Origin of the sequence: Candidatus Didemnitutus sp. (assembly GCA_019634575.1) — a bacterium.
Lineage (GTDB): Bacteria > Verrucomicrobiota > Verrucomicrobiia > Opitutales > Opitutaceae > Didemnitutus.
The window spans coordinates 644,700-660,372 of record JAHCAY010000002.1 but is presented as its reverse complement, the minus strand read 5'-3'; the positions used below and the strand labels follow the sequence as shown (position 1 = coordinate 660,372).

Below are 15,673 nucleotides of genomic sequence, written 5' to 3'. Positions count from 1 at the left end.
CGTGTTGGCGTAAGAGACCGCAAGCAGGAGGCCCCTGCCTGTCCTCGTTCACCAACCTGTGGTATTCATCCAACCGATCACCTCGTCGATGTAGGTGTGCGGCAGCATGTGCCCGCTGTCGAAAAACCTCACCTGCTTGGCGTCGCCGGGAATCAACGCAATCATAGCTTCAGCGGCGGCGGGCGTGTAGTATTCGTCCTTGTTGGCCATGAGGAACAGCAAGGGCCGGCCAGCGAGCGCGCGGGCGTGGTTCTCGGGGGCGACGGAGGCGAGCCTTTGGCGGGCCGCGGCGAGCGGGCCGGTGGCTGGGCCGGCGAGCATGGGTGGAGCGACGCAGATGACGCCGCCAGCGAGGCGCGGCTCGACCGCAAGCAGGTTGATCGCCGTGACGCCGCCCATGCTGTAGCCGAAAATCATCCGGCGCTTGGGATCGATCTCAGGCCGGGTGGCGAGATAGTCGAGCGCGCGGCGGTAATCGATCACGGTGTGCACGATCAGGTCTCGGAAACGGAAGAGCCAACCGTTCTTGCCGACAAAATTCTGAGGATTGGCGAAATCACCGAGATGGCTGCGTTCGCCGAAGAAGCGCGCATCGAGCATGAAGACCGCATAACCGGCCTCGATCAAGCGGGGGGCGAGCGGGCCGGTGGGATTGTCGGGCCGCCACCACGAATCCTTGGTGCTGCCGACGCCGTGCAGCACAAGAATGCACGGGGGCGGGATCGCGGTATTTTTCGGCACGGCAAGCCAGCCGGCGATACGCTCGCCGGAATGGGCGGTAAAGGCGATCTTCTCGCGGACGAAAGCGGGCGTCTCGATTCGATCCACCACCTTTGCGTCGAGGGGAATCCCCTTGTCGTATTCGTAGAACGATTTCACGGCGGCGTAGGCGTCCGCGCTAAAGAGTTGAGCGGATGGCTGGTCCGGCGGGACGGAGCTGGGGGCATCGGACGCGTGCAGCGGGACGGAGCAAAGGAGAGCGAGTGAGCCAGAGCGAAACAACTTCATGGTTTTTTCAATTTGGGACAGCAGAAAAACATGGGGGCAAAAAAGCCTGCCGCTCGACTGTGGCGCCAGCGGCAGGCCTAGAAGCGGGGAGCGTCAGAAGGTGAAGGTGGCGCTCAGGCGGGCGTTGAAGGGACGGCCACGGATAAGCATATAGTCGATGTAGTCCTTATCCTCGAGATTCTCCATGGTGAGAACCCAGTTTACGTTGGTCTTGCCGATCTTCATGTCGTAGCCGAGGGAGGCGTCGATGCGCGACCAGGAGTCGGTCCAGATGCGGAAATTGGCCGGGTTACGGTTGCCACGCATCTTATCGGTGAAGAGGTAGCCGACGCCGATCCAAGCGCGTTTGAACGGACCCTTGTCCAAGGTGTATTTTGCCCACAGACGGTAGGAATTTCGCGGGGTGTCCGGCAATTCGGTGCCGACGCGGGCGGGGCGTTGATTGTCGGAGATGACCTCGGTGTCCATGTAGGAATAGGAGCCGACGAGTTGGAACTGATTGCTGGGAAAATACTGGAACTCCACCTCCACGCCCTTGGCCTGCTCTTCGCCGGAGAGTTCAAATGTGGTCGTGCCGGTCAGGCCGTTGAAGACCTGCACTTGGATATTTTCTCGAGTGGTGTCGAAGTAGGTGACGCTACCGGAGAATTTTTCGGCGGCGACTTTGATGCCGACGTCGTAGCTCTTGCCCTTTTCGGGAGTGTCGGGGAAACGCAGATTGGCGGAGGCCGACTCGGAAGTGTTGGCGAATAGGAAGGTCTTGGGGAGGATGCGGAGGGATGCGCCGAATTGCGGCTTGGTCACCTTGAAATCGCCGACATCGGCGGGGGTGGTGGCCAGCACCTGCTTGATATAGGTTTCGCTGGTGCCGTGGCCGACGCCGGCGAGCAGCGTCAGGCGATCGTTCCAAGCGGTGAGGGTGCCGAGCGCGTAGTAAACCTTGTCGAGTCGCGTTTCGCGGGTGGTGCCTGCGGACTGCGGCACGTAATCGCTGAGATTGCCGACGCTGTAGTTGCGGGCCGCGATGTTGAAGATGGGGAAATTTCTCTGCGGAAGATTATTGTTCACGAAGGTGGCGATGCGGGCGGCGGCATCCGTGCTGCTGGCGCCGACGACCGTCTTTAGCTTGCCGAACGGCAGATCGAAGCTGCCGGTGAAATCCACCTGCCAGGAGTCGATGGCGCGCTTATCGTCATCGATATTGCCGGTGACGACCACGGTGGACGCCATGGACAGGGGCACCTGGTTGGCGGGAATCTGCGCGCCCACGCGGCGGACCGCGTCGTAGTAGTGTTCGTCGCGGGCGGCGGCGGCGCGCATGGAAAAATGCTCGTTGAAGGTGTGGGTCAGTTCGACCGAGGTGGTGATCTGCTTTTGGTTGGCGTAGGTGTCGGGACCGGCGGTGTTGTAGGAGCGCTCAGGCAAGGCGAGCGTGCCGGTGTTGGGCTCGAAGGGCATGAGAATGAAGGCTTCGTGCTCCTTCAGGTCCTGAAAGCGCACCTCGGTGCGCAACTGGGTGCGCTTGAAGTTGAGCTGCAACTGGGCGTTGACGAATTTCTGGTCGCGCGATTCGAAGTCGCGGAAGCCGCCGGAGTCCTCGTAGGAGCCGATCACGCGGTAGAGGAGCTGCGCTTCGCCGAGCTTGGCCAGCGGACCGGTGACATCGATCGTGCCGCGGAAGAGGTCGAAGTCGCCCGCCTCGAGGCTGACGGAGGTGCGCTGTTTGTTGAGCGGCTTCTTGGTGATGATGTTGATGACACCGCCGGGATTACCGAAGCCGAAGAGGACGGTGGACGGACCTTTGAGGACTTCGATGCGCTCGATTTCCGCGGAGACGTTGCGGCCGCGTCCCTCGGAGAGGTCGGCGGCGTCGGAGAAATAATTGCGCCGGGCCGCGCGGGCCTGAAAGCCGCGGATCGTGAATTGATCGGAGTTGTTGGCGTTGCGACGAATGCCGGGCATGAAGCGGATCGCCTCGTTAATGTTTTCCATGCCCTTGTCCTTCATCAGCTCGGAGGTCATGATGCTGATGGCTAGGGGAGTGGACTCGAGCGGCAGGGCGATACGTGTGCCGCTCGCAGCATTGGTCGGCATGTATTTGTTATCTTTCGAGGCGCTCACCTCGAATGGAGAGAGTTCGAAGACTGTGTCGCTGGCGACACCTCCGTCCTTGGCTTGGACGGGGGTTGCGGTGTCGGGGGCGGATTCTTGTGCTCGAACGCTGGCGGTCAGCAACGTCGCGCAGACGAGAAAGATGAGACGTGTGTTGCGGTTTGGGTAGGTTTTCATGGGGGCAGGAGGTAGGTTACTTGGGTCGTTCGGCAAAAAGGGGGTGCGGGATCTTGAATGCACGCCTCACGGTGGCGTGCCGGTGGTGCCGTGAGCGGATGCGGCTGGGACAAAGGCGTCCTCGAATCCGCTGACGGAAAGAATCTGCGGGGTCGGCTGCTGGAGCGGGAGCGCGCCGTGGGTGGCGGCCTCCTTTTCCCAGAGGAGAATTAACTCCTGCAGCTTCTCCGGGCGCGCCGCGGCGAGGTCACGGGTCTCGAAAGGATCGGTGGCGAGATCGTAGAGTTCCCAGCGGTCGTCGGAGAAGGGTGTTGCCGGGCGGTGCATGGTGAGGGCGCGCCAGGAGCCGGCGGTGATGGCGCGGTTGCCGCGCAGCTCGAAGAACTGCACCGTGCGGACCGGGGCGGCATCGGCTGAGGCCAGCAGCGGCACGATTGACTTGCCGGCGACGGGAACGGCCGGTTCTCCGTCCACGGCGGCAGCGAAATGGGCGCCGGCGAACTCGGCGATGGTCGGCGCGAGATCGACGATATCCACCAATTGACCGCGCACCCCGCCCGCGTCCCGCGCTCCGCCCGGTGGCACGATGATCAACGGGCAGCGCACGCCACCGAGATGCGGCCAGAGCTTGTAGCGGCGATAGGGCGCGCTGCCGAGCGTGGCCCAGGCGCGTGGATAGAGCGCGAGGGTCTTGTCGGTGCCGAGTTCGTCCAGGTGGGCGTCCATTTCCGCCAGCGGTGTCGGGCCACCGTTATAGGGATGGCGGAAGCGGCCAGGTTTGGATTCGCTGGCGGCGCCATTGTCGGACAACACGACGATCAGCGTGTCTTTCGTCAGGCCGGTCTGCTCAAGGTGCGCGACGAGGCGGCCGATCTGCTCGTCGCCGTGCTCGAGAAATCCCGCGAAGGTGGCCATGAACCGCGCATAGACCCGGCGCTCCTGCTCGTTCAGCGCGTCCCACGCGGGGTCGCCGGGATCGAGCGCGGGGAGACGTGCATCCGCCGGCACAAGGCCGAGGCGTTGCAGGCGAGCGAAGCGTTCGGCGCGAAGCACATCCCAGCCCCGTTCGTAAACACCGGCATAACGATTGATGTAAGACGCCGGCACCTGGATCGGGGCGTGGGGAACACCCAATCCGAGATAGAGGAAGAAAGGTTTCTCGGGGCGCTCGCGACGTTGCGCATCGATGAGCCGAATGCCGCGATCGACCATATCCGTGGTGAAGTGATAGGCGGGATCAGCCGGGACCGGCAGCCGGGCGTTGCCCTCGTAGAGTTCGGGGTGGTATTGGTCGGTCCAGCCCATCTTGAAAAAGCACGCGTAGTCGAAGCCGCGCTGGAGCGGGAAGGAGGAGTTGCGACCGGGTGCGCCGTCTTCCCAGCTGGGAATCAGATGCCACTTGCCGAGCAGCCAAGTGGAATAACCCGCGCGCTGGAGCGCCTGCGGAAGCAGATCGACGTTGGCCGGGAGTTCACCGCAGGTGCTGTGTCGGGTGAAGCCAGCCGGCCGAGTGGTCGCTTTGGAAGGCAGGTCTGCCATTCCGAGAGCATGGGGCTCGACGCCTGTGAGCAGGGACGCGCGAGAAGGAGCGCAAATGGCCTTTGTGTCGAAGCGCGTGAAACGCAGACCGGTGGCGGCGAGCCGGTCGAGGTTTGGGGTGCGGATTTCGGAACCGTAACACCCGAGGTCGGAAAATCCCGCGTCGTCGAGGACAACCACTACGACGTTGGGCTGCTTTGCGGGAACCGCAGGGTCGGTCGCGAACAAAGCCGGGGCCAAGCTCGCCACGCCGGCGATCATTGCGGATTTCAGGCGAGGAATTCGGGAGGAATTCCCGCCCAATCCGCTAGGCGGCCGAAACGGAGTTTGCAGGGCTGGGGTGAGGCTCATGCCGAGATGGGGTGAGTTCGCCGTGGTGAACCACGACACGCAGTAGACTGGGTAAAAATAGTTCCAAGCAATGCCGCTGATACTAATATCGTAATAGCGACCGGAGCCGGGTGTATCCGGGCCCCGGCCCTCACTCACCTATTCGCCGCGGCGCGATCGAGGAATTGGTAGCGCTCGCGCTCCCCGTCGATCTCCGCGTGGGCCTGGCTCGCGAGGTGCATGACGGGAAACCCGCTTTCGGAAACATATTGCGGCCAGTGAGGCAGGCCGGGGCCGTCCGGGTCACCGCAACGCGCGAAATTGGTCCAGTAAGCCACCATCAGGGCGGAGACGGCACGGTGCGCGTCGGTCCAGTTATTCTTGATGTCGGCCAGAGCACCGAACACGAAGGGAATGTCCGCGGCGTGCGGGACGAGGCCGGTCGAGCCGGCGGGTGCATCGGGCGTCAGGGGCATGGGCTGATCGAAGCGATAGCGGTAAACCGGCGCGTGCCCGGTGCGCAGATGCGCCTCCATCCACCTCCAGGTGGACAGCGCGATGAAATCGGCGCCCGAGAGTTCGTGGGCTGCGAGCGCCGCCGAAGCGTCGTCGTTCGCCCCGAAAAGCCGCAGGAATTCCGGTGCTGCCGCCCCGAAACGGCCGACGGCATACCGCGTAAGTTCAGGGAGGGTCGCGACCGACAGTCCGGGCAAAGCGCGCCGCGCCCCTTCGTCCCGATTCCAGCCGGCGAGCAGCGGCACGGAGGCCTGCGAGCCGGCGCGATAAATTGCGGAACAATCTTCCGGCAGGACGGCGCCGTCGATCGTCGGTGAAAACCACCTCGCATGCGGACCGAGCGATGCGTTGAGGAGCGTGTCCGCCGGCACGGTGCGCAGATCCGAGAGCGCGTGCGTGTGGAACGCGGCGTCGGCGAAGGCAAGGTCGCGCTTTTCGGCTTCCTCCCGCCTTAACGCCCGCAAGGTTTCGCCAAAAAAGGCTCCGCTTTGTCCGATAGCCTTGTGAAACAGGCCGCGCGCGAGGGGCGAGGCCATGAGTGCCGAGACGGAGAAAGAGCCGGCCGATTCGCCGAAGAGCGTGACGTTGTCGGGGTCGCCCCCGAATGCGGCGATGTTGCGTCGCACCCACTCAAGGGCGGCGATCTGATCCATCAGACCGTAGTTGCCGGAGGCGTCGTGTGGAGACTCCGCCGCCAGCTCCGGGTGGGTGAAGAACCCGAAGATGCCGAGCCGGTAATTCATGCTGACCACCACGACCCCGCGCTGCGCGAGATAGCGGCCATCCTGCCGCGGTTCCGAACCGGCCCCGGCGACGAAACCGCCGCCGTGGATCCAAACCATCACAGGCAATTTCGGGGCATCGGGCCGCGCCGGAGCCCAGACATTGAGATAGAGGCAGTCTTCACTCGCCCCCTCGTCGCGAAGGCCCATGTCGCCATACGGCTGGCCCTGCATCGCGTGTGGGCCGAAACGATTGGCCTTGAGCACACCGGTCCAAGGCTGCTTGGCGCGGGGTTCCCGCCAGCGCCATGACCCCGTAGGCGGCTCCGCGTAGGGGATGCCGAGGAACATCCGAACGGCGCCGTCCGAGACGAGAGATCCCTCGACCGCGCCCTCGGAAATTTCCAGCCGTGGCGGCGGTGCGGTCTGCATCGCCGGAGAAGGAGGCACACTCGCGAAAAGCAGACCGAAAATAGCGCTGGAGAGCAGGCTCATGCCGAAAGAGCAGCGGAACAATGCTTCGTGGAGGAAGCCCGCACCGAACGCTATGCGCCGTCCGGTGCGGACCACGGCAATGGCCGTTCCCCAAGGATGAACCGATTTTTTCCGATTACGTGCTAGAACGAGAACGTCGCGGAGGCCTTCAGATTGAACGGCCGGCCGCGCACGAACATGTAATCGATGTAGTCCTTATCGAGGAGATTCTCCGCGTTGAGGACGTAATCGACGCGCGCCTTACCCATTTTCGTCGTATAACCGAGGCTGGCGTCGAAACGCTGCCAGCCATCGACGTGGACCTTATAGCGCACGGGGTTGCGGTTGCCGATCATTTGGCTCGTGTAGAGATAGCCGGCGCCGACCCAAACCTTGTCCAAGGCACCGCCATTGAACGTGTATTTGCTCCACAGGCGCACGGCGTTGCGGGGCACGTCGGGCAGCGTGGTGCCGACGCGGCCGGGGCGCTGCGCATCGGACACGACGCGCGAGTTTGTCCAGGCATAGGTGCCGACAATCTGGAGCTGCTTGGTGGGGAAGTATTGGAAGTCGGATTCGACGCCTTCGGCCATCTCCTCGCCGGAGAGTTCGAAGCTCGTCAGACCGGTGGTGGTGTTGAAGATCTGGACCTGAATGTTAGAGCGCGTGGTATGGAAGTAGGCGACGCTACCGGCGAACTTGTCCTGATTGAACTTGAAGCCGATGTCGTAGCTCTTGCCTTCCTCGGGGGTCGCCGGGAAGCGCACGTTCGGCGCGGCGGATTCCGACATGTTCGCGAACATGAACAGGCCCTTCCTTAGTTCATAAGAGGCGCCGAATTGCGGCTTGGTGACCTTGAAATGCCCGACGGTCACTGTGGGAGGCGTCTTGCGGATGAGCGTATTGTTGGTATCGCTTTCACCTCGACCGACCGCCGCGAGCAGGGTCAGGCGGTCATTGAATGCTTGGACGGTCGTGAGCGCGTAGTAGACGCGATCCATATTGTTATCGCGGAAATCGTTCGCTCCGGGAATGTAGTCGGCCGGGTTGCCGAGCGTGTAGTTGCGCGTCGCCTGGTTGAGCGTGAACACCGGCAGATTCGTGTTGTTCTTGCCTTCGATGCGGGAGAGCGAGTGGGTGCCGTTGGCGCCAGCCACGAGCTTGAGCTTGGCGGCGGAGAAATCCCAGTTGCCGGTGAGGTCCATTTGCCAGGCCTTGATCTGCCGCTTGTTGTCGTCCATCGCCCCTACGACGTTGACGCCCGTGTGGTCGGGGATCAGGGCTTCGCCGATGCGGCGCAGCGAGTTGAAATAGAACTCGTGATCGGTGGCGGCGGCGCGGAAGTGCAGGTGCGAGGAGAAGCTGTGGGTGAACTCGTAGTTCGTGGACAGCTGCTTCAGATGGGCGAAGTCGCCGAGCGGCCCGCTCACGTTGTAGCTGATTTCGGGAATGATGATGGTGCCGTCCGCGATGTCGTAGGGCATGAGCGTGAACGCCTCATGCTCCCAAATGTCGTGATAGCGGAAACGCACGCGGAGGCTCGTTGTGTTGCGATAGTTCAGCTGGAGCTGGCCGCTCACGAATTCGCTCTTGGAGTCCTCAAAATCACGAAAGCCTTCAGCGCTTTCCTTGACGGTGATCAGGCGATAGAGGAGTTCCCAATCGCCCTTCTTGGCGATCGGCCCCGTGGCATCGAGTGCGATGCGCTTCTGGTCCCAGCTACCGAGGGTGGCGGTCACCGAATAGGCCTCCTTCGACTGAGGCCGCTTCGTGATCATGTTCAGCACGCCGCCGGGATTGCCGAAGCCGAAGAGCACCGAGGTCGGTCCCTTAATCAGCTCAACGCGTTCCATCTCGGCCATCTCATAGCGGGAACGGCCCTCATTCAGGTCGCCGGCATCGTAGAAATCGTCCACGCGCGGAGCCCGCGCCTGGAAGCCGCGGATCTTGAACTGATCAGAGTTGTTCGCGTTGCGGCGCACGCCGGGCATGAAGCGCAGAGCCTCGTTCACCGAAGGCGTGCCCTTGTCCTTGAGCAGGTCGGCTGTGACGACGCTGATCGTCAGCGGAGTGGACTCGAGCGGCAGCGCGATGCGCGTGCCGGACGCGGAATTCGTCGCCATGTAGCTGTTGGTGGCAGATGCTTGGACTACGAAGGGCGAAAGCTCGACGACCTTGTCGTTTGCGTCCTGGGTCTCTTGCGTGGGTTTATCGGCGGCGCTTGGGACATCCTGCGCCATGGCGATGCGAGCGGCGCAAAGCGCGGCCAGCAACGGATACATGCATCGAATGTGTCTCATCTTCATGCGGGGTTTGGGTGATAGGGTTGCCGCTTGGCCGCCAGCGTGGGGGTAGAGCGGTACAGGACGTATTGCGCGGCCGACGCGCGAATCCAACCCCCTCGTGACTTATCCCGAAAAGTAATCAGCGCCCCTCGACTGCGAAATCGATCCTCCACGCCCACTGCTCGCCCGGCTGCAACTCGATCAGGCCGGCGCGGCGGTTCAGCGAATCGGTGAGACCGACCCACGGTTCCGGGCTGAAATAGCCGCTCGCCGGCGAACCCCACAGATTGAAAAGAATGCACTGGCCCGCGGGGAGGCGCTCCGCCTGGTGCGTCACCACGATGGCCAATCCCGTCGGGTCGGCGAGTCGCACCCACGGGTCGCCCTCGTAGCCGGCCAGCCCGAGTGGCGGCAGGAACGAGCGTTCGGCCAGCCGGCTGGGCTTCGACAGGTCCAGCGGGCGCGCCTCTCCCGTCGGCAGCGTATTGGCGTCCTTCGGCAATTCGAACCGCGAAGGCGTCTGCAGCGTCGTCTCGCCTGGCGCGGAGCCAGGCACCAGCGGCAGGCGGAACGTGACGTGGTTACCGATGGAAAAAAACATCGTCGCATCGTTCTCGCGTGCCGCCGCGATCCGGTGCGTGAGCGTCAAGCGGCCTTCCGCCAGCCGGTAGACGATGCGGAAACTGAAACCGAACGGGTATTGCCGGCGGGTCGCGGCGTCGTCGGTCAGCTCAACCTCGACCGCAGCGCCGTCCGCGTCGGCCCGTGTCCCGATCACCTGCCATGCCTGCTTCCGCGCAAAGCCGTGGATCGGCAGATCGTAGCGGCGCCCGGCAAAATCGTAGGAACACAATTCCGCATTCGGGTCGGGCGGCTGGGTGCGCGAGAAATTGCGCCCGACCGCGGGCCAGAGCAAAGGCGCCTTGCCCCTCCAACCGGTCGCTTCGCGATAGTCCCTGGCTCGGTAGAGCAGTTCGAGCCATTCTCCGCGAAGTTGGACGCGCAGACTCGATAATTCTCCCCCTTGTCGCGGCGCGATCGCCGCCTCCATTCCCGCAACTTCGTCGCGGAGCACGATCAGCGTCACCCCCGCCTCTTCCACCGTCGTGGCGGAATAGCGTTCAGCGCCAGTCGCGGTTGCAACGAAGAACAGCGCGACGCAGAGGCCAAGCCACCGCGGAATCGGCCAACGGGAAAACGAAGCGAGCGTCATGGGAGAAGAGGTTGAGAGCCGCAGCGACCACGGTGGGGAGCGGTGTTGCGAACAACGGGAGCGAACCGGATGGCCTCACGCTGTTCAATCGGAACGGGACTTGTCGCGAAAAAGCGCCGTCTGCCGGGCGCGAGACGGCGGTCACGCCGGCTTTATCGGTCGACGGACCGAATCACCCTCCACCCACTCGCCCCGCACCAGCGTGAGCATCGGGCGCTCCGGAATGCCGCGCTGGCCGCGGTGCAGTTGGCCGACGAGCAGATCGACCGCCGCGGCGCCGACCTGCCGCCACTTTTCGTCGATACAGGCGCAGCGTTCCTCCGGCTGGATGTTCGCCAAGCGCACGATGCCGATATCCGCAGGGGCGGACAACCCCAGTTCGCGCAACCAGGCGCGGATCGGCTGCGGGCCGCCGCAAAGCACGGCGTCGGGCCGGAAGCGCCGCAGCCACTTGCCTAAGCGTTCCCGCGCCCCTTGGCTGGGCAACGACAGAATCGCGGCGGAATCCACGCGCCCCAGCTCCAGCCCGTAGGCGTAGAACGCCGCCTTCCAGTTCCGGCGCACGCGCTGACTCATCTGCTCGTCCAGCACGAGGCCGATATTGGCGTAGCCGCGGCTCCGCAACTCGGACAGCGCGATCAGCACCGAGTCGAAATGCGCGGTGACAACGCGGTGCACCAGCGGCGACTCGAGCGTGTAGCCGATAGCGATGGCCGAAAAACGATCGAACGGATACTTGAGCGCCTGTGGGGTGGGCAGCGGAAAGACGAGCACCCCTTCGATGTTACGCGCCTGCAGCACCGACGTCAGCCGCCGCAGGCTCATGCCGGGGCTGCCGGCCCAGAATTCCTCCAGGGAATATCCCAGCTCGCGCGCCCGCGCCTGCGCGCCGCGCCACTGTTCCTGCCACGTCGGGTTTTGTTCGAACGCCGCCCGATCCGACCAGAACGTGAGCGCCCCCAGCTCCGCCTTGATCGCCATCGGCTTTCGCGCGCGGACCTGCGCCATGAGTGCCGAGATCGCCGCATGCCGGCGATAGCCGAGACGCCGCGCCACAGTGAAGATCCGTTGTCGCGTCGCCGCCGGGATACTTGGGTCGCGGCGGAAAGCCAACGAAACCGCCGCCTGACTCACTCCGGCGGCGCGGCCGACATCCGACATGGTGACAGGCAGGATCTTGGCCATGATGCCTAGGCCCGTTGAAGGCGCCGCACCAGCAGCCAGCCACCGCAACCGCCCGCCGCCAGCAGCCCCACTCCCTGCGCAACCTTCCCCCAGGTGAGCGCCACGCCGCCGAGCAGCACGCACCCGCACACCGCGAGGCCCAGCACGTAAAGCAGCATATCGCGCGCGAAGCGGTCCGTCACGCGCACCTCTGGGCATCGCGCCGCCACCGGACCCCAGAACCCGTAGGGCCGGATACGCCGGTAGAACGTCTCCAACTTCTCCATCGGTTCGGGCGGGGTGAGCAGCATGACCACCAGCCAGATGACGGTCGTCGCGGCGATGGTCAAAATGAAAGACACCGCAAAGTGATCGTCCGCCGTGCCGCCGCCGAAACGCGCCGCCAGCCAGTCCACCGGGTCGCGCCCCTCCCCGAAAATGCGATCCCCCTGCTCGAACAGCAGCGCGACCGGCAGCGCCGCCAGTTGCGCCGCCGCCTCCGCCCAGCCGTTCACGCGCCACCAGAACCACCGCAACAGCATCAGCAGACCCGCCGCGCTCACGACCTTGTAGTAAAGCTGCACGAGGCTGAGAATGTGGTCGTTTGCCATCGCCACGGCAACCCCGGCCGCGGCGAACACCACCATCGTCCCGCGGATGATCCACAGATAATGTCGATCCGGCGCCGCCGGGCGGAAGTAGGGACGGTAGAAATCGTTCACGAATACCGCTCCGCTCGTGTGCATGGCCGTGCTCGCCGTGCCCATGAACGCCATGACGAGGCTGCCGAACATAAAGCCCCGCAACCCCTCCGGCACATAACGCAGAATCAGCTCCGCATACGCCAGTTCATGCTCCGGCGCGGAGCCGGCGAGCAGCACCAGCGAGCACAGCCCGCACAGATGCCAAGGCCAGCAGCGCACGAAGTAGTGGTTCACGATCCGCCACACGCCGGCCAGCGCGCTCTGCCGCTCGTCGCGCACCGCGAGGAAACGCTGGTTGATACTGTTCACCCCCGCCGCCGTCGCCAGCGGCTGGAACACGAAGAACACCAGCGCCGACAATCCCCACGCCGGTGCCAGCTCCCGCTGCGCCGCCAACCCCAGCCGTTCCAGCCCCTCGCTCAGCCCCGCGTGGTAGCCCGTCGCGCGGTAAACAAAGAACATCAGCGCATACGAGCACGCCAGCGTGATCAGAAACTCCGTCACGTCGCCCGCCACCACGCCAAACAACCCCGCCACCACCGAATACGAAGCCGCCAGCGCCAGCGCGGCGAGCGCGACCAGCAGGCCCGGGGCGAAATCGACTCCCCACAAACTCACCGGCTGATGGAGCCCGAGAAATACCTCCGACAGCTTCACCACCGCCACCAGCCCGAGCGCGATCCCGAATGTGCTTTCCACAAACGTGCCCAGCACCATCGCGCAGCCCCGCCCGGCAGCGGCGCCCCGCCCCGCGTAGCGCAACTCGTAGAACTCGACGACGGTCGTCAGTCCCGACCGCCGCCACAGCCGCGAAAACACCAGCGCGCCGAACAACTGCCCGACAATCTGCGACCAGTAATACCACGCGCCCGTCAGCCCGTCGCGGCGGATTTTGCCCGAGTGGTGCAGCGGACTGTCCGCGTTCGACGCCCCCGCCACCATTGCCGTCCCCGCCTGCCACCACGAAAATTTCCGATCGCCCAGCACGAAATCCTGCACCGAACGCCCCCCCCGCCGGGAAAAAATGAATCCCGCCGCGAGCATCGCCCCGAGAGGCGCGAGCGCAAACAGAAGATCGAGAGGAGTCATGGGCGGGTGCAGGGCGCACCGCGCAACCGCGCGTGCGGCGCGATACCGCCGCTTCCCTCGCGGTCCCGCAACTGGAAACTCGCCAGCGTGGTCACCGCGCAATCAACCGCGATAGAAAGAAGATTGCCCGGCCGGGCGATTGCGCGCACGCGTGAGCTGCTCCGCCCATGATCGGACCGCGCGTCCCAGTCTCCGAACATCGCACCGCGCACTTGTTGCGAGCCCTCCTCGCGCTTGCGGCACCGGGTGCGCTGCTCCTGCTCGGCACCGTGGCTTGCGCCCCGCGGGGCACGTCAGCTTCCGGCCCGCCCGCGGTCGCCGCGGCCCAGACCTCCGCGTCCTGCCGCGAATGCCACGCCGAGATATTCCAAACGTGGTCGGGCACCGATCATGCGCTCGCCAACCGCCCCGTCGATCCGGCGCGCGACCGCGAGGCCTTCGCCGCGCACCCGCGCGCCACCGCGGGCGGCTCCGATTTCGCGCTCGCCTGGACCGAGAGCGGTCCACGCCTGACCGAACTGCGCGCCGGCGAGCCGTCCGTCACTTACACTGCGCAGTTCATCCTCGGCGCCAAGCCTCTCTGGCAGCCGCTGATCGCGGCCCCGGGCGGCCGCTGGCAGCCGACCGACCTCGCCTACGATGTGCACCGCCGGGAGTGGTTCAACGTCTTCGGCGAGGAGCACCGCCGCCCCGGCGAGTGGGGCCACTGGACCGGCCGCGGCATGAATTGGAATTCAATGTGCGCGCCCTGCCACATGACCGGCTACCGCAAAAACTACGACCCGGCGGCCGACCGCTACGCCTCCACTTGGATCGAGCACGGCGTCGGCTGCATCCAGTGCCATGGCGCGATGCCCGCCACCCACGGCGACCCGCGAGCTCCGCAACCCTCCACGCCGCCCGCACCGTTCCACGGCGACCGCCAGCGCATGGCCGAGGCCTGCGCGACCTGTCACGGCCGCCACGAACCGTTGACCGAAAATTTCACGCCCGGCGAACGCTACGCCGACCATTTTCGCCTCACGCTGCCGGTGGACGCCGGCACTTTTTATCCCGACGGGCAGCAGCGCGACGAGGATTTCAACTGGACCTCGGTCCAGCTCAGCCGCATGGGCCACGCGGGCGTCACCTGTCTGGACTGCCACGACCCGCACACCACGCGCACAATCCTTCCCGCCGCGGACAACCAGCTCTGCCTGCAATGCCATGCCGCGCCAGGCCGCCTGCTCCCGGGCGGCGTGCGCGCCGTGCCGATCGATCCGTCCGCCCACTCGCGCCACCAGCCGGGCAGCGCGGGCAATTCCTGCGTCGCCTGCCACATGCCGACGAAAAACTACATGCAGCGCGCCCCCCGGCACGACCACGGCTGGCTCTCGCCCGATCCGCTCCTGACCCGGGAACTCGGCATCCCCAACGCCTGCTCCTCCTGCCATGCCGAACGCGGGCTGGACTGGGCCGTGGCCAAGGCCGATGAGTGGTTCGGCTCCCGCGTCCGCGAGCGCCAGCGGCTCCGGGCTCGCGCCGTCGCCGCCGCGCAAAGCGACGCGCCCGGCGCCGCCGCGCTCCTGCTCGCTGCCTGGCAACGCGAGGACATTCCTGCCTGGCGCGCCACCTTGCTCACGCTGCTCCCACGCACGCGGGACGCCGCCTTCGGCCGCGACGTGGCCGCCGCCTCGCTCAGCGCCGCCGATCCGCTCGAGCGCGCCGCCGCCGCGCGCTATTTCTTCGGTGCCCCCGACGCGGCCGAGCGGCTCGGTCCGCTGCTGACCGATCCGGTCCGCAGCGTGCGCCTCGAAGCCGCGTGGGCACTCTCGCCCACCCTGCCCGCCGCCTCGCCCGCGCGGCGCGAGCTGGATGACTACCTCGCGCTCACGCTCGACCAGCCCGCCGGCCGCGTGCGCCGCGCGCAGGATTGGGCCAACCGCGGCCGCCTCGCCGAGGCCGCCGCCGAGCTGCGCCGCGCCACGGAGTGGGATCCGTTTTCCCCGGGCATCCGCCAATCCCTCGGCCTCGTGCTCGCCGCCGACGGCAAGATCGCCGACGCCGCGCAGGAACTCGACCGCGCGTTCGCGCTCGCGCCCGACGACGCCCCTCTCGCGCTCCAAGCCGCGCTCGCCCACGCCGAAGCCGGGCAGCTCGACGCGGCGGAGGCGCTGCGCCAGGCGGAACGCGCCGAGCCGCGCACGGCGGACTACCCGCACGCGCTCGCCAGCGTGCTCCAGCGCCTCGGCGACCGCGAAGGCGCCCGCGCCGCCGCCGCCCGCGCGGCCTCGCTGGCAAACGAGCCCTGAGCACCGCCCTGGCATCGCGCTCGCTCGAGCGGAAAATAGTCGAAACGCT

Annotated in this window: 9 protein-coding genes; 1 reads left to right on the top strand and 8 read right to left on the bottom strand. The window is 65.6% G+C overall.

The genetic code is table 11. From position 1 onward, the window contains the following. Nucleotides 1-48: 48 nt before the first annotated feature. The 8 genes from KF715_17860 to KF715_17825 all read right to left on the bottom strand — a co-directional run bounded on the left by KF715_17860 (nt 49) and on the right by KF715_17825 (nt 13,333). Nucleotides 49-1,008, bottom strand: coding sequence for an alpha/beta fold hydrolase (locus KF715_17860; protein MBX3738566.1), 960 nt, complete (start codon nt 1,006-1,008; stop codon nt 49-51). A 93-nt stretch (nt 1,009-1,101) separates the two neighbouring features. Further along, nucleotides 1,102-3,297, bottom strand: a complete 2,196-nt coding sequence (locus KF715_17855; GenBank protein MBX3738565.1) for a TonB-dependent receptor — start codon at nt 3,295-3,297, stop codon at nt 1,102-1,104. 66 nt (nt 3,298-3,363) lie between these two features. Then, nucleotides 3,364-5,097 carry an arylsulfatase gene (locus KF715_17850; GenBank protein MBX3738564.1) on the bottom strand — a complete coding sequence of 578 codons (1,734 nt, stop codon included), beginning with the start codon at nt 5,095-5,097 and terminating at the stop codon, nt 3,364-3,366. A 224-nt stretch (nt 5,098-5,321) separates the two neighbouring features. After that, the gene (locus tag KF715_17845; protein ID MBX3738563.1) at nt 5,322-6,899 is read right to left on the bottom strand and encodes a carboxylesterase family protein; all 1,578 of its coding nucleotides are present in this window, start codon (nt 6,897-6,899) and stop codon (nt 5,322-5,324) included. Nucleotides 6,900-7,021: 122 nt separating this feature from the next. After that, complete coding sequence (locus KF715_17840; GenBank protein MBX3738562.1) at nt 7,022-9,160, bottom strand: TonB-dependent receptor; 2,139 nt, start codon at nt 9,158-9,160, stop codon at nt 7,022-7,024. Between the two features lie 142 nt (nt 9,161-9,302). Continuing rightward, a complete protein-coding gene (locus tag KF715_17835; protein MBX3738561.1) occupies nt 9,303-10,376 on the bottom strand; it encodes a hypothetical protein in 1,074 nt (357 codons plus the stop codon). 141 nt (nt 10,377-10,517) lie between these two features. Further along, the gene (locus KF715_17830) at nt 10,518-11,561 is read right to left on the bottom strand and encodes a LacI family DNA-binding transcriptional regulator (protein ID MBX3738560.1); all 1,044 of its coding nucleotides are present in this window, start codon (nt 11,559-11,561) and stop codon (nt 10,518-10,520) included. Between the two features lie 5 nt (nt 11,562-11,566). Further along, complete coding sequence (locus KF715_17825) at nt 11,567-13,333, bottom strand: hypothetical protein (protein ID MBX3738559.1); 1,767 nt, start codon at nt 13,331-13,333, stop codon at nt 11,567-11,569. 167 nt (nt 13,334-13,500) lie between these two features. Between KF715_17825 and KF715_17820 the strand changes: the two genes are divergently transcribed. Next, nucleotides 13,501-15,624: a hypothetical protein gene (locus tag KF715_17820; protein ID MBX3738558.1), complete on the top strand. Its 2,124-nt coding sequence runs from the start codon at nt 13,501-13,503 to the stop codon at nt 15,622-15,624. The last annotated feature ends 49 nt before the right edge of the window (nt 15,625-15,673 follow it).

Excerpts from the sequence above, each read along its gene's own strand:
- KF715_17860 (MBX3738566.1), bottom strand. The coding sequence starts at position 1,008 with ATGAAGTTGTTTCGCTCTGGCTCACTCGCTCTCCTTTGCTCCGTCCCG.
- KF715_17855 (MBX3738565.1), bottom strand. The coding sequence starts at position 3,297 with ATGAAAACCTACCCAAACCGCAACACACGTCTCATCTTTCTCGTCTGC.
- KF715_17850 (MBX3738564.1), bottom strand. The coding sequence starts at position 5,097 with ATGATCGCCGGCGTGGCGAGCTTGGCCCCGGCTTTGTTCGCGACCGAC.
- KF715_17845 (MBX3738563.1), bottom strand. The coding sequence starts at position 6,899 with ATGAGCCTGCTCTCCAGCGCTATTTTCGGTCTGCTTTTCGCGAGTGTG.
- KF715_17840 (MBX3738562.1), bottom strand. The coding sequence starts at position 9,160 with ATGTATCCGTTGCTGGCCGCGCTTTGCGCCGCTCGCATCGCCATGGCG.
- KF715_17835 (MBX3738561.1), bottom strand. The coding sequence starts at position 10,376 with ATGACGCTCGCTTCGTTTTCCCGTTGGCCGATTCCGCGGTGGCTTGGC.
- KF715_17830 (MBX3738560.1), bottom strand. The coding sequence starts at position 11,561 with ATGGCCAAGATCCTGCCTGTCACCATGTCGGATGTCGGCCGCGCCGCC.
- KF715_17825 (MBX3738559.1), bottom strand. The coding sequence starts at position 13,333 with ATGACTCCTCTCGATCTTCTGTTTGCGCTCGCGCCTCTCGGGGCGATG.
- KF715_17820 (MBX3738558.1), top strand. The coding sequence starts at position 13,501 with ATGATCGGACCGCGCGTCCCAGTCTCCGAACATCGCACCGCGCACTTG.